The sequence below is a fragment of the Nanhaiella sioensis genome (genome assembly GCF_046557775.1).
Taxonomy (GTDB): Bacteria; Bacillota; Bacilli; order Bacillales; family SM2101; genus Nanhaiella; species Nanhaiella sioensis.
In genome coordinates, this window is the sequence record NZ_JBKAEG010000001.1 from 3680959 (window position 1) to 3704153 (window position 23195).

Annotated in this window: 25 protein-coding genes; 24 read left to right on the top strand and 1 reads right to left on the bottom strand. The window is 34.8% G+C overall.

Annotation, left to right across the window (positions count from 1 at the left end):
• The first annotated feature begins 118 nt into the window (after positions 1-118).
• From V1503_RS17115 to V1503_RS17230, 24 genes are all read left to right on the top strand, one after another.
• Positions 119-319 (top strand): DUF2768 domain-containing protein, encoded by a 201-nt coding sequence (locus tag V1503_RS17115; RefSeq protein WP_214480052.1) that lies wholly within the window; start codon positions 119-121, stop codon positions 317-319.
• Positions 320-348: 29 nt separating this feature from the next.
• Entirely contained in the window at positions 349-1071 is a 723-nt protein-coding gene (locus V1503_RS17120; protein ID WP_410628443.1) for a YphF family lipoprotein, read from the top strand.
• Between the two features lie 201 nt (positions 1072-1272).
• Positions 1273-2751, top strand: coding sequence for a stage IV sporulation protein A (gene spoIVA, locus V1503_RS17125; RefSeq protein ID WP_214480050.1), 1479 nt, complete (start codon positions 1273-1275; stop codon positions 2749-2751).
• A 340-nt stretch (positions 2752-3091) separates the two neighbouring features.
• Entirely contained in the window at positions 3092-3364 is a 273-nt protein-coding gene (locus tag V1503_RS17130; RefSeq protein ID WP_214480049.1) for an HU family DNA-binding protein, read from the top strand.
• Between the two features lie 259 nt (positions 3365-3623).
• On the top strand, positions 3624-4190 hold the full coding sequence (gene folE / locus V1503_RS17135) for a GTP cyclohydrolase I FolE (RefSeq protein ID WP_410628446.1): 567 nt from the start codon (positions 3624-3626) through the stop codon (positions 4188-4190).
• A gap of 89 nt (positions 4191-4279) precedes the next feature.
• Positions 4280-4525, top strand: a complete 246-nt coding sequence (gene mtrB, locus V1503_RS17140) for a trp RNA-binding attenuation protein MtrB (protein WP_214480047.1) — start codon at positions 4280-4282, stop codon at positions 4523-4525.
• A 424-nt stretch (positions 4526-4949) separates the two neighbouring features.
• Positions 4950-5774 (top strand): heptaprenyl diphosphate synthase component 1, encoded by an 825-nt coding sequence (locus tag V1503_RS17145; protein WP_410628449.1) that lies wholly within the window; start codon positions 4950-4952, stop codon positions 5772-5774.
• 4 nt (positions 5775-5778) lie between these two features.
• Positions 5779-6480 carry a demethylmenaquinone methyltransferase gene (locus V1503_RS17150; protein ID WP_410628451.1) on the top strand — a complete coding sequence of 234 codons (702 nt, stop codon included), beginning with the start codon at positions 5779-5781 and terminating at the stop codon, positions 6478-6480.
• A 68-nt stretch (positions 6481-6548) separates the two neighbouring features.
• Positions 6549-7511, top strand: a complete 963-nt coding sequence (gene hepT, locus V1503_RS17155; protein ID WP_410628453.1) for a heptaprenyl diphosphate synthase component II — start codon at positions 6549-6551, stop codon at positions 7509-7511.
• A gap of 102 nt (positions 7512-7613) precedes the next feature.
• On the top strand, positions 7614-8060 hold the full coding sequence (ndk, locus tag V1503_RS17160; protein ID WP_320257044.1) for a nucleoside-diphosphate kinase: 447 nt from the start codon (positions 7614-7616) through the stop codon (positions 8058-8060).
• Between the two features lie 169 nt (positions 8061-8229).
• Complete coding sequence (locus tag V1503_RS17165; RefSeq protein ID WP_320257045.1) at positions 8230-9003, top strand: CheR family methyltransferase; 774 nt, start codon at positions 8230-8232, stop codon at positions 9001-9003.
• 316 nt (positions 9004-9319) lie between these two features.
• Positions 9320-10492, top strand: a complete 1173-nt coding sequence (aroC, locus tag V1503_RS17170; protein WP_410628457.1) for a chorismate synthase — start codon at positions 9320-9322, stop codon at positions 10490-10492.
• A gap of 1 nt (position 10493) precedes the next feature.
• Positions 10494-11579, top strand: a complete 1086-nt coding sequence (gene aroB / locus V1503_RS17175; protein ID WP_320257047.1) for a 3-dehydroquinate synthase — start codon at positions 10494-10496, stop codon at positions 11577-11579.
• Positions 11580-11581: 2 nt separating this feature from the next.
• Positions 11582-11950: a chorismate mutase gene (aroH, locus tag V1503_RS17180; protein WP_214480039.1), complete on the top strand. Its 369-nt coding sequence runs from the start codon at positions 11582-11584 to the stop codon at positions 11948-11950.
• Between the two features lie 169 nt (positions 11951-12119).
• On the top strand, positions 12120-13223 hold the full coding sequence (hisC, locus tag V1503_RS17185; RefSeq protein ID WP_320257048.1) for a histidinol-phosphate transaminase: 1104 nt from the start codon (positions 12120-12122) through the stop codon (positions 13221-13223).
• Between the two features lie 16 nt (positions 13224-13239).
• Entirely contained in the window at positions 13240-14343 is a 1104-nt protein-coding gene (locus V1503_RS17190) for a prephenate dehydrogenase (RefSeq protein ID WP_410628460.1), read from the top strand.
• A gap of 23 nt (positions 14344-14366) precedes the next feature.
• Positions 14367-15644 (top strand): 3-phosphoshikimate 1-carboxyvinyltransferase, encoded by a 1278-nt coding sequence (gene aroA, locus V1503_RS17195; RefSeq protein ID WP_320257158.1) that lies wholly within the window; start codon positions 14367-14369, stop codon positions 15642-15644.
• A gap of 612 nt (positions 15645-16256) precedes the next feature.
• Positions 16257-17168, top strand: coding sequence for a hypothetical protein (locus V1503_RS17200; RefSeq protein ID WP_410628462.1), 912 nt, complete (start codon positions 16257-16259; stop codon positions 17166-17168).
• Positions 17169-17400: 232 nt separating this feature from the next.
• Positions 17401-18657 carry a tetratricopeptide repeat protein gene (locus tag V1503_RS17205; protein ID WP_410628465.1) on the top strand — a complete coding sequence of 419 codons (1257 nt, stop codon included), beginning with the start codon at positions 17401-17403 and terminating at the stop codon, positions 18655-18657.
• Between the two features lie 86 nt (positions 18658-18743).
• On the top strand, positions 18744-19280 hold the full coding sequence (locus V1503_RS17210; RefSeq protein ID WP_214480034.1) for a ReoY family proteolytic degradation factor: 537 nt from the start codon (positions 18744-18746) through the stop codon (positions 19278-19280).
• Between the two features lie 152 nt (positions 19281-19432).
• On the top strand, positions 19433-19900 hold the full coding sequence (locus V1503_RS17215) for a YpiF family protein (RefSeq protein ID WP_410628467.1): 468 nt from the start codon (positions 19433-19435) through the stop codon (positions 19898-19900).
• A 152-nt stretch (positions 19901-20052) separates the two neighbouring features.
• Entirely contained in the window at positions 20053-20562 is a 510-nt protein-coding gene (locus V1503_RS17220; protein ID WP_320257052.1) for a Rieske (2Fe-2S) protein, read from the top strand.
• A gap of 3 nt (positions 20563-20565) precedes the next feature.
• Entirely contained in the window at positions 20566-21240 is a 675-nt protein-coding gene (gene qcrB, locus V1503_RS17225) for a menaquinol-cytochrome c reductase cytochrome b subunit (protein WP_214480031.1), read from the top strand.
• A 49-nt stretch (positions 21241-21289) separates the two neighbouring features.
• A complete protein-coding gene (locus tag V1503_RS17230) occupies positions 21290-22066 on the top strand; it encodes a menaquinol-cytochrome c reductase cytochrome b/c subunit (RefSeq protein ID WP_214480424.1) in 777 nt (258 codons plus the stop codon).
• A 281-nt stretch (positions 22067-22347) separates the two neighbouring features.
• Here the strand turns inward: V1503_RS17230 and V1503_RS17235 are convergent, their stop codons facing one another.
• Positions 22348-22815: a YkyB family protein gene (locus tag V1503_RS17235; RefSeq protein WP_214480030.1), complete on the bottom strand. Its 468-nt coding sequence runs from the start codon at positions 22813-22815 to the stop codon at positions 22348-22350.
• Between the last annotated feature and the right edge of the window lie 380 nt (positions 22816-23195).

A 23195-nucleotide genomic window follows, 5' to 3' on the forward strand; every position in this document is an offset into this window, starting at 1 on the left:
AGTTAATGGGTTTCAACAGGAGTGCTTAATATCCAAAGAACTTACTGATTTCTCATTGTTGATAACATTTTCATGTGGTAAGATATAATATGGTTTTAAAAAGGAGAGATAGTTAAGAATGTCACCAGGGATGTTTAAAATGTGGATATCGCTTGCAGCTATGGGCTTTATGTTTCTTGCTATTATAGCGATATATTTTAGTAGATTTAAGTTAAAAGGTGTGTTGAAAGGTATTGTTGCACTTTTTGCGTATTGTTTCATGGTGTTAGCAGGTATTATTATCTTTTTTGTTGTTTTTAGTGGTCCTGTAAGTGAATAGATATACATAAAATTAAGGAATGATTTACAATGAAATTATTCATTAACAGTGGGGTTACACTATTACTTCTTATGTTACTATCGGGATGTTTATACCCTGAAGCTAACTTGGAAAATAATCAAATCCCACTCGAAAATCAAGTATCAGATGTTCAGGAAGCAGTGGTTAATTATCAAAAGGACCAGCAAGGATTGTTGCCGATAAAAACGAGAGAGGCATCTACTCCTATATATCAAAAGTATCCAATCGACTTTAACAAGCTAGTCCCACGTTATTTATCAGAAACGCCAGGAACAGCGTATGAAAGCGGTGGACTGTTTTCATATGTTCTTGTAGATGTTGAAACAAACCCTATGGTAAAACTTCTAGATTTAAGGATAGCGGAGCAAATTAGAGAATTAAATACACGTTTAATGTTCTATAGACAATCAAATGGTTACCCTCCATATAAAGAAGTAGTTGATGAGGGTGTCTTTACTCTGGATTATGCGAAATTAGGATATGAAGAGCCACCGTTTGTAGTCAGTCCATTTTCAGGACTCAATCTTCCATTAATCATAGCGTCTGATACAGAAGTTTATGTTGATTATAAAATAGATTTATTTAAAGTATTACAAGAGGAAGACTACTCTTTTAACCAAGATGAAGATATTAGGCATATATTAGTGGATCAGTCAATATTTGTGCCAGCGTATTCGATGCCTTATACAATTGATCCTAAAAATGGCGAACCAATTTTTTTATATAAATAAGTCATGAACCCTTTACTTAGGAATACAATCTAAGTGAAGGGTTTTTTAGTAATCCTTTGTTTAGGTCATTGTATGCCATTAAAAAAATTGTTCATAATAGTCATAAATAAATAGGACAACATCATAAACATATAATGTCCCCTATTATCAAATAACTGGATTAAATATATTCCAAGAACTCTAAGACCGGGAGGGAATCATTTGGAAAAGGTAGATATTTTTAAAGATATCGCAGAACGCACTGGTGGAGATATTTATTTAGGTGTGGTAGGTGCTGTTAGGACGGGAAAATCTACTTTTATTAAAAAGTTTATGGAACTCGTTGTATTACCTAATATTGGTAATGAAGCTGATAAAGCGCGTGCACAAGACGAATTACCACAAAGTGCAGCCGGGAAAACAATTATGACTACTGAACCGAAGTTTGTACCAAATCAGGCGGTATCAGTACATGTCGAAGAAGGCCTTGATGTAAATGTTAGATTAGTAGATTGTGTTGGTTATACTGTACCAGGAGCCAAAGGGTATGAGGATGAGAATGGACCAAGAATGATTAATACGCCATGGTATGAAGAACCTATTCCATTCCATGAAGCGGCTGAAATAGGGACTAGAAAAGTTATTCAAGAGCACTCTACAATTGGCGTCGTCATAACAACCGATGGTTCCATTGGTGAGATTCCTAGAATGGACTATATCGAAGCTGAAGAAAGGGTTATGGAAGAGTTAAAAGAGGTAGGTAAACCTTTTATTATGGTAATTAATACGGTTAGGCCGCATCATCCAGAAACTGAAGAGCTTAGAAGAAAACTAACAGAGAAGTACGATATCCCTGTATTAGCAATGAGCGTAGAAAGTATGAGAGATACGGATGTATATAATGTATTGAGGGAAGCTCTTTACGAATTTCCTGTGCTTGAAGTGAATGTAAATTTACCGAGCTGGGTAATGGTTTTAAGAGATGAGCATTGGTTAAGAGAAAGCTATCAGGAATCAGTAAAAGATACTGTAAAGGATATAAAGAGGCTAAGAGATGTTGACCGCGTTGTAGGTCAATTTAGTGAATATGATTTTATTGATAAGGCAAGTTTAGCTGGGATCGAAATGGGGCAAGGTGTTGCGGAAATTGATTTATTTGCGCCAGATGATCTATATGATCAAATTTTGAAAGAAGTTGTTGGAGTTGAGATTCGAGGGAAAGATCACTTACTACAATTGATGCAAGATTTTGCTTATGCAAAATCAGAATATGACCAAGTAGCTGATGCACTTAAAATGGTAAAACAAACTGGCTATGGGATTGCTGCACCAGCTCTATCAGATATGAGCTTGGATGAGCCAGAAATCATTAGACAAGGGTCGAGATTTGGAGTAAGATTGAAAGCTGTAGCTCCTTCGATCCATATGATTAAAGTAGATGTCGAATCTGAATTTGCTCCAATCATAGGTACTGAAAAACAAAGTGAAGAGCTTGTTCGATATCTAATGCAGGATTTTGAAGAAGATCCATTATCAATTTGGAATTCTGATATATTCGGTAGGTCGTTAAGTTCATTAGTGAGAGAAGGGATTCAAGCGAAGCTTTCTTTAATGCCTGAGAATGCAAGATATAAATTACAAGAAACATTAGAAAGAATCATTAATGAAGGATCAGGTGGATTAATAGCCATTATTCTATAATTCAAAGACTCCATAAGGGGTCTTTTTTATTGTTGCTATTTGAAAAAATGAAATAACCTAATTATTGGGAATGACTGAAATAGGTGGTCTTTAAGCTAAAATATGCTTGCTATGACTGTTCCAGTGTGATAATCTTTTAACAGTAAAGGCGCATTTTCATAGTGATTGTCTATCTAAAGATTATTAGTCAAACATATTGAATTCTGTCAATTTTTCATATAACATTATGCATGGTAAGAAAATGCTATTATTAAGATGTATAGAATTAGTTTAAAATGTGAAAAAATGTTGACAAGATAGCTTTTTATATAACATACATCTTTGGGAGGAGGTGAATGTCATGAATAAAGCAGAATTAATTAATACTGTAGCTGAATCAAGTGAACTTTCAAAGAAGGATGCAACAAAAGCTGTAGATGCTGTTTTTGATACAATCTTAGAGACACTTAAAACTGGTGACAAAGTACAACTAATTGGTTTTGGTAACTTTGAAGTACGTGAGCGTGCTGCTCGTAAAGGACGTAATCCTCAAACTGGTGAGGAAATCGAAATCCCAGCAAGTAAAGTACCTGCATTCAAACCAGGGAAAGCACTTAAAGACGCTGTAAAATAATATTTACATAGTTGGTAGAATCAATATAGCACACACAAAGAGGAACGACTGTTATGTAGTTCCTCTTTTCGTATGTCGTAAGATAAGAATCTGCTCTAAGGATGCCAAGTAGATTTGATAATGAATGTTAGCATCTTAAACAGTCGTTAGAGTAAGCACTTATTTTTTTGCGCTGGTTGCGCAATCCTTTACTTTAATGTTGTCGTTATGCTAGAATCTGATTACGACGATAGTATACAATCGTAGGAGGATTTATTGAATGGCAAATATTAATTATGAACAACTAGAACATGCAATGAAATTAATTATAGAAGCTGTTGGAGAAGACCCAAATAGAGAGGGATTACTCGATACTCCAAAGCGTGTAGCGAAAATGTATGCAGAGGTTTTTGCTGGCTTAAATGAAGATCCAAAAGAGCATTTTCAAACAATTTTTAGTGAGGATCATGAAGAGCTAGTACTTGTCAAAGATATACCGTTTTATTCAATGTGTGAGCATCATTTTGTACCTTTTTTCGGAAAGGCTCATGTTGCGTACCTACCTAGGGGAGGGAAGGTAACTGGGTTAAGTAAATTAGCTCGAGCGGTTGAAGCTGTTGCTAAAAGACCACAACTTCAAGAGAGAATTACTTCCACAATAGCAGATGCAATCATGGAAACCTTAGAACCATACGGTGCAATGGTTGTAGTTGAAGCGGAACATATGTGTATGACCATGCGTGGGGTAAAAAAGCCAGGATCTCAAACAATAACAACTGCTGCAAGAGGCAGATACGAAAACGATCATATTGCTAGAAATGAAGTGTTATCACTTATTAAATCATAATAAGAAATGATGACTTTCTAAAAATTACTAACCATTCAAACGAGTAGTTTTATGTTATATGACATATAGAAAGTTCAGGAGGTTGTATTGTGAATAAAAATAACAATGGTGATTATATTGTGATTAAAGCCATTGAAGATGGTGTGAATGTGATCGGACTTACCCGTGGTACTGACACGCGTTTTCATCATTCAGAGAAGCTGGATAATGGAGAAGTTATGATTGCTCAATTTACCGAACATACATCTGCAATTAAAATTAGAGGAAATGCTATTGTTCAAACACAACATGGCGAAATGAAATCAGAGCCAACACGCAAAAACAGACAAGAATAATAAATGTATGTAGGAAATTATTATATTACATTATCCTTCTTGCTAGTTTTTTTGATAAGGCTCATTTTTGTTACTTATGTTAACAAATTAGCTCAACTAGATTAGCTTAATTATGAGTGTCATCGTTATAAAGAGAAAGGTGCTTCGGACTAATGATAAATGTTTTTTTCATAGTTAGAAGAACACAATCAATAACGAAATAACTAAATTAAGCTGTTACCAAGTACATATTACAAAACATGTCGCTTCGCTGCTTCCTAGAAAGAACGATCTCTTTTTGGGAAAAAGGCGAAGCGATTGTCAATAAAGTCTATGTATAACTGTTTCGAAGAAAATAGTTATTTCTTTAAAAGTTATGTTATAATGGTCACTGGAATTTAGTAATTAGCACGGTGTAAATATATGGGAAACAAGGGTGATTTAATTGGAAGACATCTGGGGAAAAGTTGCATTATTTAAAGAAGAAATTACAGATATGATACACTATCCTTTTCTATTTAAGCATATTAATGCACCTATAGTTGACGAGGATAAAATGTTGCTTCTATATTCAGTACTTCAAGAATTAGAATTATCTAATAAAACAGTTTCTGAATATATGATAGCAATCATGCTTGTACAAATTTCCCTTGATACCCATGATACGGTTACAAATGTAGAAGAAAAACATAGTGACCATCTTACTGAACGACAGCTAACAATTTTGGCTGGTGATTATTATAGTGGATTATATTACAAGATTTTATCACAAGCTGGGGATATTTCATTGATTTCAACGATAGCAAGCGCTATAAAAATGATTAACGAGCATAAAATTAAGCTATATGAAAATAAGCTAGATTCTTTAGAAGAGCTGATGAATAGTTTAAAGGTTGTTGAGTCATCATTGTTTCAAAACGTATCAGAATTATTTGGCAAACCATTTTGGAAAGAAATTTCTGCTCACTTTCTGTTATTTAAAAGGCTTCTGATAGAAAGAAAAAAATTCCTTAACAACGAACACTCTCTTTTCTTTGACTCATGTAAAAGAGTTATCTTTCAATTAAATCACAAAGATATACATGATAAAAGAGATGGTATAAAGTCACAGTTAATACATATGTGTGAAACTCAAATCATACAAACTAAGAATTTAATAGACAAAGGGTTAGAAGGAAATCCTATCATTAAACATATTATGGCTAATCGAATTGAGCAGCTAATGTATGAAAACTTTTTTACGGTAAAAAAGATAGTGGAAGAAGGGTAGGATTATGCAACAATCTAAAGAAGAACGTGTACACCGTGTTTTTGAGAAAATCCATGATAATTATGATAAGATGAATTCGATTATTAGCTTTAAGAAGCATATTAAATGGCGAGTAGCAACGATGAAAAAAATGAATGTTCAAGAAGGTGCAAAAGCGCTCGATGTATGTTGTGGTACAGGGGATTGGACGATTGCACTTGCCGAAGCAGTTGGGAAAACTGGTCAAGTAACTGGCTTAGATTTCAGTAAAAACATGTTAAAAATTGGGCAGGACAAAGTTGATTCTTTAGGCTTAACTAATATTGACCTTATCCATGGCAATGCGATGGAATTACCTTTTGATGATAATTCGTTTGACTATGTTACAATTGGTTTTGGACTAAGGAATGTACCTGATTATATGCAAGTTCTTCATGAAATGTATCGCGTGGTTAAGCCAGGAGGGAATGTTGTCTGTTTAGAGACGTCTCAACCGACACTACCTGTGTTTCGTCAAGGGTATTATTTATATTTCCGATTCGTTATGCCGATATTTGGTAAGTTGTTTGCAGAAAGCTTCAAAGAATATTCTTGGTTGCAGGAATCTGCACGTGAATTTCCAGGAATGAAAGAATTAGCGAAAATGTTTGAAAAGACAGGATTTAACAAAGTTGAATATAAAGCATTTACTGGCGGCGTTGCTGCGATGCACTTAGGGTACAAGTGAAAAAGTTAGCCAAAAGATATATCATATGACATACATTTTAGATTTTTTCTATGAATAAGGTGAAGAGCATGAAATTAAAAATGATGTATTCATTTTTAAATACTGATATAAATATTGTTGAAAAAGAATTAGAAAAGTCGATTAAGTCTGAACATCCTCTGTTGAGTCAGGCATCATTGCACTTATTACAGGCTGGGGGTAAGCGGATTCGCCCAGTTTTTGTCTTACTTGGGGGTAAATTTGGCGATTACCAAATAGATCAAATTAAATACGTTGCAATGTCATTAGAGTTAATTCATATGGCATCGCTCGTTCATGATGATGTAATTGACGATTCTACCTTACGAAGAGGAAAACAAACGATCAAAGCAAAATGGGATAACCGTATTGCTATGTACACTGGAGATTATATTTTTGCCAGGTCATTAGAATTGATGTCTAATGTTGAAAATATATCTGCTCAACAGATTTTATCGAAAGCGATAGTTGAGGTATGTGTTGGAGAAATTGAACAAATTAAGGATAAATATAATTTTCATCAAGACCTTCGCACATATTTGAGACGTATTAAAAGAAAAACAGCGTTGTTAATTGCAGTTAGCTGCCAGTTAGGAGCAGTTGCTGCAAATTCGGATGATGACATATGTGAATCATTATTTTGGTTTGGTTATTATGTTGGAATGTCATATCAAATTACAGATGATGTATTAGACTTCACTGAAACAGAGGCTCAGCTTGGTAAGCCTTCAGGTAGTGATTTACAACAAGGAAATGTGACACTGCCAGCATTGTTTGCAATGGAAAACAAAGAAATTTACAACGAAATAATAAACATAAATCCAAAAACGACAAAAGAAGAAATGAATCATATTATATCTCTTATAAAGCAATCAGGAGCAATTGAACGATCGATTGAAATAAGTGATAAATACTTACAAAAAGCTCTTGTTGTTCTTGATAGTTTACCGTCTGGTAAAGCAAAAACAGCCCTTTATAATATAGCAAAGTACATAGGAAAACGAAAAATCTAGGCCCAGAACTGTTGCTAAACTATAGAAACAGTGGTAATATTTTGATTGGTTGAACTATATTTGACAACCTATTTGACAATATTGTAGGGGTGGAAGAAAGTCATGGAAAGAACATTTTTAATGGTAAAACCAGACGGAGTACAACGCAATGTAATTGGGGAAATTATTTCACGATTTGAAAGAAAGGGCTTTCAACTTGTAGGTGCAAAATTAATGGCAATACCAACCGAGCTCGCAGAACAGCATTACGCTGAACATAAGGAGCGTCCTTTTTTTGGAGAATTAGTAGATTTTATCACTTCAGGTCCTGTGTTCGCAATGGTGTGGCAAGGGGATAATGTTATTGCAACTGCTAGGCAAATGATGGGATCAACTAACCCTAAAGATGCTGTTTCAGGAACAATTCGTGGAGATTTCGGTTTGACAGTAGGTAAGAATATCATTCATGGTTCTGATGCACCTGAGAGTGCTGAACGTGAAATCAATTTGTTTTTTACAGAAGATGAGTTAGTAGATTATAGTAAGTTAATAAATGAATGGATATACTAATTGATTGCCAGCTCACATAGGGCTGGTTTTTATATCATTTACCGTTAATCGATTTGCAATATTCACTTTTTAATGTCCAGCCGCTGATTCCCCTCGAAATTTCTTTACTATGATTTACATCGAAATTAATAGTACTATCCATAGAGTTCATGTTAGAGGAGTAATAAGTATGTCACGAGATTACATACAATTTATAGAAAATATTAAAAGGAAAACTGGAATTGATTTATCTCTATATAAAGAAGCACAAATGAAAAGAAGGTTAACATCTCTGTATGAAAAAAGAGGGTTTACAAATTTTCAGGATTTCTTTCGCGCCTTTGGAAGCGATGAAAAATTATATGACGAATTTTTAGATAGAATTACAATTAATGTTTCAGAATTTTATCGAAATGCTAACAGGTGGAGTATATTTGAAGAAAAAGTGTTGCCTAAAATATTGAATGGTCGCTCACGATTAAAAATATGGAGTGCTGCTTGTTCTACAGGAGAAGAGCCTTATACAATAGCTATGATTCTATCAAAATATTTACCCCTTTCCAGATTTTCCATATTAGCAACTGATTTAGATGAAAATGTTATTCGAAAAGCTAAAATTGGTTTGTATCCTGAGCGATCTTTGATGGAGGTACCAGAAGAAATAAAAAGGAAATACTTTAGTAAAGATAGAGCATATTATAAGTTATCAGATGAAATAAAAAGTGCAGTCCATTTTAAAAAGCATAATTTACTATCTGATCAGTTTGAAAACAATTTTGATTTAATTGTTTGCCGAAATGTGCTTATATATTTTACTGAGGAAGCAAAAGATCACTTGTATCAAAAATTTTCTAATTCACTTCAAACTGATGGTATTTTCTTTGTAGGCAGTACTGAACAAATTTTCACTCCGAATAAATACGGATTCGATTCTGAAAATACCTTTTTTTACCGTAAGGTTTAAGTTTGAAAACAGATAAGCAAGATAATAAAGAATTACTAGAAAAGGGTTCGTCAATTTGATGAATTCTTTTTTAAAAGATGGCTGTTTGTGCATTAATTACTGTCCGAACAAAAGCTATAAACTGTTACAACTAGATTTGTGGCATCTTTTCGCAGATGGGGTTCAGAAATAACCTCATCTTCCTTATTATAATGTTGTAATAATGACAACAAAGGCTACGAAATGAGCTTAACAGATAAAAAAGCTACCTTTTAACTACTGTATATGATATATTGTTACACATAAAAGCTTTAAAGGATTGAAGGGAGATAGAAAGATGAGGTATTTAACAGCAGGAGAATCGCATGGCCCACAATTAACGACGATATTAGAAGGCGTTCCGTCTGGTTTAGAGCTGTTAGTAGATGATATTAATATTGAACTAGCAAGAAGACAGAAAGGACATGGTCGTGGAAGAAGAATGCAAATTGAAAAAGACCAAGTTCAAATTGTCTCAGGTGTACGACATGGTAAAACACTCGGATCTCCAATAGCCTTAGTTGTTGAAAATCGTGATTGGAAACATTGGACACATATTATGGGAGCTGAACCTCTTGTAGATATAAAAGAAGAAGATGTAAAGCGAAAAATTACAAAGCCCCGGCCAGGTCATGCAGATTTAGTAGGTGCGATGAAATATGGCCATAGAGATATGAGAAATGTGTTGGAACGATCTTCAGCAAGGGAAACGACTGTTCGTGTAGCTGCTGGTGCTGTAGCTAAAAAATTGCTTGAAGCATTAGGTATAAAGGTAGCAGGTCACGTATTAGAAATAGGCGGTGTAAAAGCTTCTAATGTGAAGTATGATTCGCTTGAAGAATTACAACAGATAACAGAAGACTCACCCGTTCGTTGTGTAGATAAGGAAGCAGAGAAGAAAATGATGAATGCAATTGATACTGCTAAAGAAAACGGTGACTCCATCGGTGGTATTGTCGAAGTGATTGTTGAAGGAATGCCTGAGGGAGTAGGTAGTTATGTTCATTATGATCGAAAATTAGATGCAAAAATAGCTGCTGCTATTGTAAGTATCAATGCATTCAAAGGTGTGGAGTTTGGAATTGGGTTTGAAGCTGCCAGAATGCCAGGAAGCAAAGTTCATGATGAAATAAATTGGGATCAACAGGAAGGTTATACACGTAAAACGAACAATTTAGGAGGATTTGAAGGTGGAATGACAACAGGTATGCCAATTGTCGTTCGTGGTGTAATGAAGCCTATACCTACATTATATAAGCCTCTTCAAAGCGTGGATATAGAAACGAAAGAAACATTTGCAGCAAGCATTGAACGATCCGATAGCTGCGCCGTTCCAGCTGCTAGTGTAGTTGCAGAGGCTGTTGTTGCGTGGGAACTTGCAAATGCAATCATTGAACAATTTGGTCAAGACCGAATAGACATTATTAAAGAATATGTAGAGAATATGCGGAAGTATGCTAAGGAGTTTTAATATGGAAACTCTTAAAGTAACAACTGAGTCAAAATCATACCCTGTACATGTTGGACAAGGAATTATAACCCGTTTATTATCATGTATTGATGAAACAAATGTTAAACCAAATAAATTATTTATCATTACTGATGATACAGTAGCTAAGTTATATTTGCGACAAATTTTAAACATCATCGGGCAAAAATATGAAGTGGGTCATAAAGTTATTCCAAGTGGAGAGGCTGCAAAATCATTTGATAATTATTTCGATTGTCATACAGAGTTATTAACATTTGGACTTGATAGGTCATCACTCTTAATAGCTCTTGGTGGTGGGGTTGTTGGTGATCTAGCAGGTTTCGTAGCTGCTACATTTATGAGAGGTATCCCTTTTATACAAATTCCAACAACTTTATTAGCTCATGATAGTGCTGTAGGAGGGAAAGTCGCAATCAATCATCCTTTAGGAAAAAATATGATTGGTTCTTTTTACCAACCTGAAGCTGTATTATATGATATAGATTTTTTATCTTCATTACCGGAGATAGAAAAAAGATCTGGCTATGCTGAAGTCATAAAGCACGCACTTATACATGATGCAACATTTTTTGAATGGTTAGTATTAAATGTAGATACGATTGGGGAATTGAAAGATGAAAAGCTTATTTATGCCATTACATCTGGTATAAAAGTAAAATCAGAAATTGTATCCTCTGACGAGAAGGAAAGTAGTGTACGTGCCTTTTTGAATTTTGGCCATACGCTAGGACATGCCATTGAAGCTGAACTAGGCTATGGGAATATTACGCATGGTGATGCAGTCGCAATTGGAATGTTATTTGCTTTATATGTAAGTGAGGAACGGTATGATATTGACTTACAAATTCCTAAAATAACAAGTTTGATGACGTCTATCGGATTTCCTACTGAAATACCGAGTAAACTTTCATTAGATGGTCTAATTAAACGAATGAAGAATGATAAGAAATCGGTCACTGGGATGGTTCGATTTGTTTTATTAAAAGAGATAGGCACACCAGCAATAGAGCCAATTGAGGACGAAACTTTACGTGCATTATTATCAAAATTTATGAAAGGAGAGTAGATATGATTCGTGGGGTAAGAGGAGCAACGACTGTCGAAAAGAATAATGCAAATGACATCATTAAAGCGACAGAAAAGTTATTATTGGAAATGATTGAATCTAATAAAATTATACCAACAGATGTAGCATCTGTTATGATATCAGTAACAGAAGACTTAACAGCAAGCTTCCCAGCAAAAGCATTACGGAATATTGACGGTTGGATGTATGTACCTGTTATGTGTATGCAGGAAATTACTGTGCCGAATGCTTTATCACATTGTATTCGCGTGATGATGACTATTAATACTAGTTTGGAGCAAGAGGAAGTAAATCATGTTTATTTAGAGAAAGCTACTGCATTAAGACCTGATTTATTTGACAGAAAATAATTGTACTTTTTCTTCTGTTTGTTTTTGATCTGCCGAATTTCTGACAATTTGAGGTGGGGGCATAGACCAAACTGTTTTAGGTGGTTTATTGTTTGCGCATATTTGTCATTATTAAGCAGGTCAATTGTGCTTTTAATATTAAATTTTACAATAAGAGGTGTGTAAAAAGATGGATATTAAGAAACAATTTCTTACTTTAAAGCCATATCAACCAGGTAAACCGACAGAAGAGGTACAGAAAGAGTATGGGCTAGACAAAATTGTAAAACTTGCATCAAATGAAAACCCATTTGGTAGTTCAAATAAAGTAAAGAGTGCCATTCATGATAACTTAACTTCGCTTGCCATATATCCAGACGGATACGCTGCGAACTTACGGGGAAAATTAGCCACTCATTTAGGTGTTGCGGAGTCCCAACTCATATTTGGCAATGGCTCTGATGAAGTGATTCAAGTGATAAGTAGAGCATTTCTCGGCCCTGGTACAAATACGGTAATGGCAACACCTACATTTCCACAATATCGCCATAATGCTATTATAGAAGGTGCTGAAATAAAGGAAGTCCCATTAATTGAAGGCCATCATAATTTAGATGAGATGCTTAATGCTATTGATGATCATACGCAAATTGTTTGGCTTTGTAGCCCAAATAATCCTACAGGAACATATATCAATTCAGAAAAGCTATTGACATTTTTAAATAACGTTCCAAATAATGTTCTAGTAGTCATTGATGAAGCTTATTACGAATATGTAACCGCAACGGATTATCCTGAGACGGTTCCATTACTTGATTCATTCGATAATTTAATAATTTTAAGAACCTTTTCAAAAGCACATGGTTTAGCCGCGCTTAGAATTGGATATGGTATATCTCATCAAGAACTATTACAAAAAATAGAGCCTGGAAGAGAACCATTTAATACGAATAGATTGTCTCAAGCAGCCGCGTTAGCATCCTTAGATGACCAGGCTTTTATTGATCAGTGTGTTCAAAAAAATAAGGAAGGTCTTCAACAGTTCTATACATTTTGTGAGCAGTATCAATTAAGCTATTATCCATCTGAAGGAAACTTTATTTTAATTGATTTTGAGACTGAAGGTAATGAAATATTTCAATATTTACTTGAAAGGGGATTTATCGTTCGGTCTGGAAATGCCCTAGGATTTCCTACGAGTGTTCGTATAACGATAGGGTCAAAAGAACAGAATGAAGAAATTATAAATATATTAAGTGAAATGTTAAGTAATAAGACTGCTAACATGAAATAGCTATAGGTGATTAAATATGAATAAAAGAGTATTAATTATAGGTTTAGGTCTTATAGGTGGGTCAATAGGATTAGCAATTAGTAAAGCACATAAACAAACAACAATCATTGGGTATGATATTAATACTCATAACTTAAAACTTGCTAAAACTTTAGGAATCATAGATGAAATTGGTATATCTTTAGAGCAAGAAGTAAATAGTGCAGACTTGATTATTCTTGCGACCCCTGTTAGACAAACAGAAATATTAATTGAACAAATGGCACAGTATAAGTTTAAGAAATCAGCTATCGTAACTGATGTAGGGAGTACTAAACAGTTTATAGTGTCAAAAGCGAAAATATTCCGCGAAAAAGGTGTTACTTTTATTGGTGGGCATCCGATGGCAGGATCTCATAAGAGTGGAGTAGTGGCAGCGAAAGCACATTTGTTTGAAAATGCATTTTACATTTTAACTACACCTGAAGATGTTGGTATTGAACATGTAAACGATTTGAAGGAATGGTTAAAAGGTACAAATGCTAAATTTATTCATTTATCTCCACAGGAGCATGATAGAATTACAGGGGTCATTAGTCATTTTCCACATATTATTGCAGCAAGCCTTGTACATCAGGCGGAAACGTTTCAAAACGAACATGAATTTATAAGTAGACTAGCAGCTGGAGGCTTTAAAGATATTACAAGAATCGCATCAAGTAATCCGGAGATGTGGCGTGACATTTTACTCCATAATAAGGATGAGTTGTTACATCTATTCAACCACTGGACTAGTGAAATGGAAACAATTCGAAAAATGATTGATAATGAGGATGGTGAAGGAATCTTCTCTTACTTTTCCTCAGCAAAACGTTTTCGTGAATCATTACCAGCAAAGGCCAAAGGTGCCATTCCGTCATTTTATGATTTATATGTAGATGTACCCGATTACCCTGGGATTATCTCTGAGGTAACAGGGTATTTGGCATTGGAGAAAATAAGTATTACGAACATACGTATTATCGAAATACGAGAGGATATATATGGAGTTCTTCGCCTTAGCTTTCAATCGGAGGGAGATCGAAATAAAGCAGTTTCCTGTCTTGCGAAGCATACCAGCTACGATACGTATTACGGATAGAACAAGGAGTGAACCTATTGAAAATGATAAAAACGAAGGTACCTAGCTTATTAGGGACCTTACATATTCCAGGGGATAAATCAATCTCTCATCGTGCAGTGATGTTTGGTGCAATTGCTAATGGTAAAACGACAATCAACAATTTTTTAGCGGGAGATGATTGTTTAAGTACAATCGATTGTTTTCGCAAAATGGGTGTTGCCATTAAACAAAATGACGATCATGTAGAAATAGAAGGACAGGGTATCGAAAAGTTAAAAGAGCCTTCAGATATATTAAATGTAGGAAACTCAGGTACGACCACAAGGTTAATACTTGGCCTTTTAGCAGGCTGTGATTTTCATGCATGTTTAATTGGCGATGATTCCATAGCTAAAAGGCCGATGGGAAGGGTTACTATTCCATTAAAAGACATGGGAATTCAAATAGATGGGCGCTCAAATGGAACATTAACCCCGTTATCAATTCGTGGAGGGAATGTCAAACCTACACACTATATTTCTAAAGTTGCTAGCGCACAAGTGAAATCTGCCATTCTTCTAGCGGGATTACATGCTGATGGTGTGACATCTGTTACAGAACCACATAAGTCAAGAGATCACTCTGAGCGAATGTTACGAGCATTTGGAGCTGACGTAAAGGAAGATGGACTAACTGTATCTATTGAGGGTAAACAGCCTTTAACGGGTACGAATATTGAAGTTCCAGGAGATATATCATCAGCCGCTTTTTTTCTAGTAGCTGGAGCTATTGTTCCTAACAGCAACATCACGTTAAAAAACGTTGGGGTTAATCCGACACGAACTGGGATTTTAGATGTGCTACACATGATGGGGGCAAATATTAATATAACAAATGAGCGTTTGGAAAATTTTGAACCTATAGCTGATATTAACATAACAACTTCTGAGTTAAAAGGTATAGAAATCGGTGGGGACCTCATTCCAAGGTTAATAGATGAAATACCGATCATAGCCCTGATGGCTACGCAAGCTAAAGGTGTAACAGTAATTAAAGATGCAGCAGAATTAAAAGTTAAGGAAACGAATCGTATTGATACAGTCGTTTCACAATTAATAAAGCTAGGCGCAGATATTACTGCAACTGATGACGGGATGATTATTAATGGCACGACTAAGCTGACAGGAGATCGTGTCGATAGCTATCATGATCATAGGATAGGTATGATGCTTGCAATTGCAGGATGTATTTGTGAAGGAGAGATGACTTTGCAAAATGATGAGGCTATATCGGTATCCTATCCAAACTTCTTTCATCATTTAAATAGTCTTATCAATTAAAGTACGGTAGTTTTTTGTAAGAATTCCCCACCTAAAGAGGTGGGGTTTTTTATCGGAGTAGAGCTGGCATTTAGACGTTCATTTTTACTTTTCCGGGAGGGTTTAGTTATTTGTTGTGTAATTAATAACTAGGTTAATGTTTATTTAGAAGTAAGTAGGAGGATTACAACAAGTCATATGTTTTTGGCCGTTTTCTCATTGGTTGTTCCTAGTCGTTCTTACATATAAAAGTGAAATATCTACCGTTCGTGGTACCTTTTTACTTGAGAAAGATTACCTTACTGTCCATTATTAGTAACAAAGTAACAAGGTTAACATAAGTGCCTTTGTTTTTTATTACCAGATTGAACATTAAAGTGTCTATATGCTAACTAACGATGTTAATGATATGAAAGCTTATAGCTAGATTTTGTAAAAATAGTAACAATGCTAATCGACAGAGCATTATAAAAGAGCGGAATATGTTTAATCGTACTTCGTCATAAATTACTATCGTAAGATATATTGATTGAGAGGAAGAGAGACGTTATTGATTTCATAATTTGTGTCATAGTTACCATGCTTCGTACATAGCTTGTCATAAGACCTTTTTATCATTTCAAGGGGGATATTATGGCATATATTATTGATGAAGCCAAAGTGTTAAAAGGTAATGGAGTCGAAGCATGTTCGATATTTGTAAAAAATAATAAGATTGACTTTATAAGAGAAAACGCCAACAGGTTTCGTTCGCTTAAGATGAACGTCAATAGTTTTATCGTTACGCCTGGTCATGTGATGCTTGATCTATCACTATCGACATCCCTCCCCTTTCAATTATTTAAACAACACCTTCGGACTCATTTCCTCATGAAGGGCTGTACAACAATACTTGTTATTTGTAAAATTCCTTATGAAAATCAGCTAATAAATGAACTCAATAAAGTTCGGGGAAATTTAGTTAACAGTCCGATTGATTATTACATCGGAGTGCAAATTTCTTTGAAAACATTAACCCCTTCTTTTGTACGAGCTTGTAAACGAAATAAAATACCAGTAATATTAGTTGAAATTGAACATGAAGATGATTTATTTGATGTACAGTGGGGATGGATTAGGGAAGCATTATTTTTATATCCAATTGTATTTATCCCTGTTTGGCAAAATCAAATTCGACCAAAGCAAGAGCAAAAAAAGCTTACAAAGATTTGGAATCATCATACATCAACACATAAAATTCCAACTATTGTAGAATGTCCACAAGAGGGAAGGCCGTTATCAAAGGAAGTATTAACAAAGATAGGAATCTATCCGGCTAAAGGGGATATTCGAGTTGGAGGGGAAGTTGATTATAATTTGTATAACCAAGAAGATCAAGTAAAGAAAGTTGCTCAAAAAGCATTTGTCGATTATCATAATCATAACCCCGCTATAACGGTGCATAAGGGTGTAGTTATTAAATCAGGTGACAAAATCGATTTCCGACCAGGTTTTGGAAATGAATGTAGTGTTAAAATCCCTGGGTATTTTTCTGCACCTACATAAACAGAACATAATTAAAACTTGATGTGATAATAAAATAAGAAGGCTCTTTTCGCAAACTTTGTTGTTCTAGAGATTTATATAGGAAAGCAACAAATAAATTGACCACATTTAAAATGAGAAAAGTTTCCATGAAAGCTTGTTTTATACGTATTTTATTTCTTATAACGAAATGCAACAATTAATGCGGAAACAGCCAGTAAGAATGAGTTTAAATAGAGAGGATTACTGTTATATGAGTACTATCGATAAAGCGTTAAGTTATATAGATAATGGAGATGTAGAGAGAGGTATTGATCTTCTAAATAGTTTAAAGCTAAACTGTACAGATGACGAAAAGTACCGGATTGCGGAGATATATTTCGATTTAGGGTTCGCAGATGACGCCAAAGTTGTGCTTGAAGAATTGTTACTACTTTATCCTAATGAAGGAGAGTTATTAACTTTCTTGGCTGACGTGCTAATCGACTTAAATCATGAAGATGAAGCTATTGAGGTATTAAATACCGTATCCAAAGAAGATCCAGCATTTCCTCAAGCGTTATTGCTGCTTGCAGATTTATATGAAATGCAAGGTTTAGAGGAAGTTTGTGAACAAAAATTACTGGAAGCAAAAAGTATTCTACCTAATGAACCACTTATTGACTTTGCCCTTGGAGAATTTTATCTAAGCCATGGATATTTTAATAAAAGTCTAGCGTACTTCATTCGACTCGTAGAAAATAGTGAAGCAATTTCAGGAGTAAATCTTAATCAACGTATTGCAGAAGCATACAGTTCAAGCGGTGAATTTGAAAAGTCACTTCAATATTATCAAGCAGCACTAGAAGAAAATGTAGATATTAATTTATTGTTTGGTTACGGATTTACTGCTTATCAAGCTGAAAACTATCAAACCGCAATAAAGAAACTTACTGATCTTAAAGAGATGGATCCTGAATATACTTCATTATATTTATATTTAGCAAAGTCTTATGAGCATGAGGGTGCTACGACTAAAAGCTTGGAAGTAGTAAAAGAAGGACTTGCAGTGGACGAATATAATAAAGAATTATATTATTATGCAGGGAAATTAGCGATTTCTGCAGGTGAGAATACGGATGCCATTCAATATCTATATGAAGCCTTAGCATTAGATCCAGAATACGTCGAAGTAATCCATACGTTAATTGAGCTTTTCATGATTGAAGAGAACTATGACGAGGTTGTAAATACAATTGAAGAAGCAAAAAGATATGGATTAGATGATCTCCAGTTTGCTTGGCAAATAGCAAAAGCTAAAAGCAAACTTGAAAAGTTTTCAGATGCATTAAAACATTATCGTCGCGCATATACTTTCTTTAACAATGATATTGCATTTCTTGAAGAGTACGGTTATTTCTTAGTTGAAGAAGGCTTGAGGGATGAGGCGAAAACAGTTTTTTTACAGTTACTTGAACTAGACCCTGTCAATACGGAAATTGCTGATATGTTATTACAAATGGATTATTAATGATTAGTTGAATCATGTTGTCTAACTTGTATAGCTGTTAATTGTTTTGTTTTCCTTTTATAGTTGAAAAGGAGGGAAGGAAGAGTATGGCGATTCCTGTTTCTGTTAATGAAAAAAAAGATTTTATTCGTTGGTTCTTAAGTAACTATCAATTAAAAAGAAGAGAGTGTGTTTGGATTTTAAACTACTTAATGAGTCATGATCAACTAATGAAACACGTTCATTTTGTAGAACAATCGCAATATTGCCCTCGAGGAATTATTATGTCAACACATTGTGTTGATGATGTTCCCTTTCGTTTTTATAAAGAAAATGTGATGACAACAGATGCTGAAAAATCCTTTCATGACATAAGGTTAAACCGGGAAGAGGAGATTTATATACAGCTAAACTTTCGAGCATCCATACATTCTCCCAATTATGCTGCTGTTTTAGAGGAAAATCCATATATTCCAAAACAGATGCATATCAATGAGAAAGACCGAATTTTAGCTGAAAGGTTTTTAGAGGATTCTATACAATCGTTTCAAAAAGACAAACTGTTAAAGCTGATTGATGAGGCGCTTGACTGTGATGATAAAGATGAATTTAACCGATTAACTGAAATCTTAAAGAAAATATGAACATTTTATGAACTTTTTTTATTGTATGTAACCTTGCGTTATAATTTAGCAAGGTTTTTTTTTATTTGTAGTTTTCTTATGAATGTAATTATGATATGTTTTTTGCTAGTAAGGAAATTTAGTTTTTCAGACTGAATGATGGAGGGATAATTTTGAGATGGACAATCAATGATATTGACATGTATTTGAAATCGGCAGACTATGTTGATTCTGCTATCATTCCACTAATACCATTCGGTTTAGGTTCAAATATCAAGTCAACTGTAACTATGGGAGAATTCATAGGAATGATTACTTATGAGTTGGAGCGCCAGTTTAAAGGAAGGTTATTGCTATTACCACAGTTTACATACATGCAAGATGAGGCGATAGAAACGAAGAAAAATAAGTTGTTTACGTGGTGTAATGAATTAAAAGCTAATGGCATAAAGCATATCTTTATTTTGACAAGTGATAGTGAATGGAAGCAAATTGAATCTATAATGGAAGATATGTTAATCTGGTTGCCCGCCTTACCACTTGAACATTTAGATGACGAAGCCTACAATACAATGATGAAAGAACAAGTAAATCAATTAATTCCACTTTTTATTAATACGTGGAGAGAAAAAAACAAATAAATCTCTATAGTAGGACACATAGTTGACATGTTTTAAGAGAATGATAATATTGACCTCATTGGCATATTGATATATCATGAGTATGTCCTAGTTTTATATGTGTATAATGTATGTCCGGGAAGGACCTAGCAATGTTTAGAGGGGGGAAAAATATGAGCGAGAAAAATCACCGAGTTTCTAGACGACAATTTTTGAACTACACTCTTACTGGTGTCGGTGGATTTATGGCGGCAGGGATGCTAATGCCGATGGTTCGCTTCGCAGTTGACCCTGTACTTAGACCATCGGAAGAACAAGAAATGCTTCCTGTTGCACAAGTTACAGATTTAACAAACGAGCCGAAATCGTATTCTTTTAAAGTCGATCAAGTTGATGCATGGTATGAGTCAGAGGTTCCTTATACAGCTTGGGTGTATAAAGATGAAAAGGATGAAATCGTCGCATTATCACCTATATGTAAGCATTTAGGCTGTGTTGTAGACTGGAATACAGATGATAGCAATCCTAACCACTTCTTCTGTCCATGTCATCTTGGTCTATATACGAAGGATGGAACCAATGTACCTGGTACACCACCTTTGGCACCGCTAGATGTGTATGATTTTAAAGTAGAGGACGGGACGTTATATCTAGGAAAAGCAAAACCACGAAAGGAGGCGTAATTAATGTTAAACAAGATTTATGATTGGATTGATGAGCGATTAGACATTACGCCTTTGTGGCGAGATATAGCTGACCATGAAGTACCTGAGCATGTTAACCCAGCTCATCATTTCTCAGCATTTGTGTATTGCTTTGGTGGCTTGACATTTTTTGTTACTGTCATTCAAATTCTATCTGGTATGTTCTTAACGATGTATTATGTTCCAGATATTGAAAATGCATGGAAATCGGTTTATTACTTACAAAACGAAGTAGCCTTTGGGCAAATTGTTCGCGGAATGCATCATTGGGGTGCTAGCTTAGTTATTGTTATGATGTTTTTACATACGCTACGAGTATTTTTCCAAGGGGCATATAAAAAGCCACGTGAACTTAACTGGGTTGTTGGAGTTTTAATATTCTTTGTAATGTTAGGATTAGGATTCACAGGCTATTTATTACCTTGGGATATGAAAGCGCTCTTCGCTACTAAAGTAGGACTAGAAATAGCAGTACAAACACCGTTAATAGGTGAACAATTAAAAACACTATTAGCTGGACACAGTGAAATTGTAGGGGCACAAACATTAACCCGTTTCTTTGCTATTCATGTATTCTTCTTACCAGGAGCTTTACTTGGATTGATGGGAGCCCACTTCTTAATGATCCGTAAGCAAGGAATTTCAGGTCCACTATAAAATATATGAATAATTGTATATACCTTAAACAAAGGAGGGAGAATTGAATATGCATCGTGGAAAAGGGATGAAATTTGTAGGTGATTCCCGCGTGAAAGCGGTAGAAATGCGTAAACCGAATATCCCGAAAGATTATTCGGAATACCCAGGGAAAACCGAGGCATTTTGGCCAAACTTCTTATTGAAAGAATGGATGGTAGGAGCAGTCTTTCTTACCGCATACCTAATCTTAACAGTAGCCCATCCATCGCCTTTAGAGCGTATGGCGGATCCGACTGATACTGGGTATACTCCACTGCCTGACTGGTATTTCTTATTCTTATATCAATTACTTAAATATACTTATGCGTCTAGTCAGTATACAGTATTAGGTGCATTTATTATGCCAGGATTAGCATTTGGTGCATTATTGCTCGCGCCATTTTTAGACCGAGGACCAGAGCGCCGTCCTCTTAAAAGACCTTTAGCTACAGGATTCATGCTATTATCAATCGCGGCAATTACTTTCTTAACTTGGGAATCTGTAGATCAGCATGATTGGGAATTAGCTAAAAAGCAAGGAGAAATTGTTATTGTACCTGATGTTGAGGTAGATACTGATGCTGAAGGTTATAAATTATTAGAGGCAAATACTTGTTTATCTTGTCACGGTAATGACTTGTTAGGTGGATCTGCAGCACCAGCACTTATTGATACAGGCTTAACTGTTGATGAAATTACAAATATTGTGATTAACGGACAAGGGGCAATGCCTCCAGGCATTTTTAATGGAACTGATGAAGAACTTCAAAAGGTTGCAGAGTTTATCGAAAGCTTGAAGCCTTAAAAAAAAGCTGACTAAATGTCAGCTTTTTTTTATTAAGAATGTTTTTGCATTTGATTGCTACTATTTGTTTTTAGATATAAACACGTATACATCTAGCGCTAGTGGCATCTTTTGTTTCGATGACTAACGTATAAAACCACATATTAAGATACTAATTTAATAACAATAGCAACAGAGTTTGCGATAAAAGCCTTTGTTAAAATAGATAAAACTTGTATAACACCTCTTCAACTGTGTTCTACAATCGTACAAATAGTAACAAAGTTTACTGAAAGAGCTGTTTAAAAATAACTTTGTCCAAGTTTTTTAAAAATTGGTTTATTCCGTCGTTGAGAAGATGGAGGTGCTTTATCTGTATGATCTTCTTTAACACCGACGTAGGCCTGAAGTAGCATTTTTGCCTGGGACAATGGCATATGCGTTTTAGGGTTACGATATGATTGATTTAAATCCCCAAGATGTGGAAGTTTTGAAAAATCATCTTTTGTAGGGGGCATATGGAAAAAATATTCACCAGCAGACACGAGTACATCTGATTGCTGAATGCTGTTACGAGGATTTCTAGAGAAGTGAAGGCCAATCTTTTCCGCCTTTTTTTCAGCTACCAGTTTTTGCAGAGCCTTCCGCTTTAGCAGATACAAAAATTTAGGGTTTGTAGCTGTTTTAGCATGACGGTTTACAATGAAGATAGCCTTAGTGAGGTTATTAATAGTAGGTTTCAGTGGAGGAATTTCATTTGAGTTATTCATGGTCATCACCTTTCATTTATCTTTTAAAAATAGCTGTTTTAGCATAGATTGTTGAATATTCAATACGGCTAGAATTTGTCGTCATTTCTTCTTTAAAAACGAAGACTGTTTCGTAAAACGACATATTTGTCTTCTAGTTTACGAAAAGAGCATTTAAAATTAATTAGCTTGTATATATATACCATTATACATTTTGTGTATGAATTTGCAAAAAAAAAGATATATCGAGAAAGTTGTTTATGCTTAATGGTAAAATAAATTACTCACATTGTACACTATTTATAGGAATTTATCTTTCTGCTTATCGATTGGGAAGTGTGGCTGAACAAGTCCAGAGGACACTTAAGTCCTCTTGGATATTGGTAAATAGGCAGCAATTG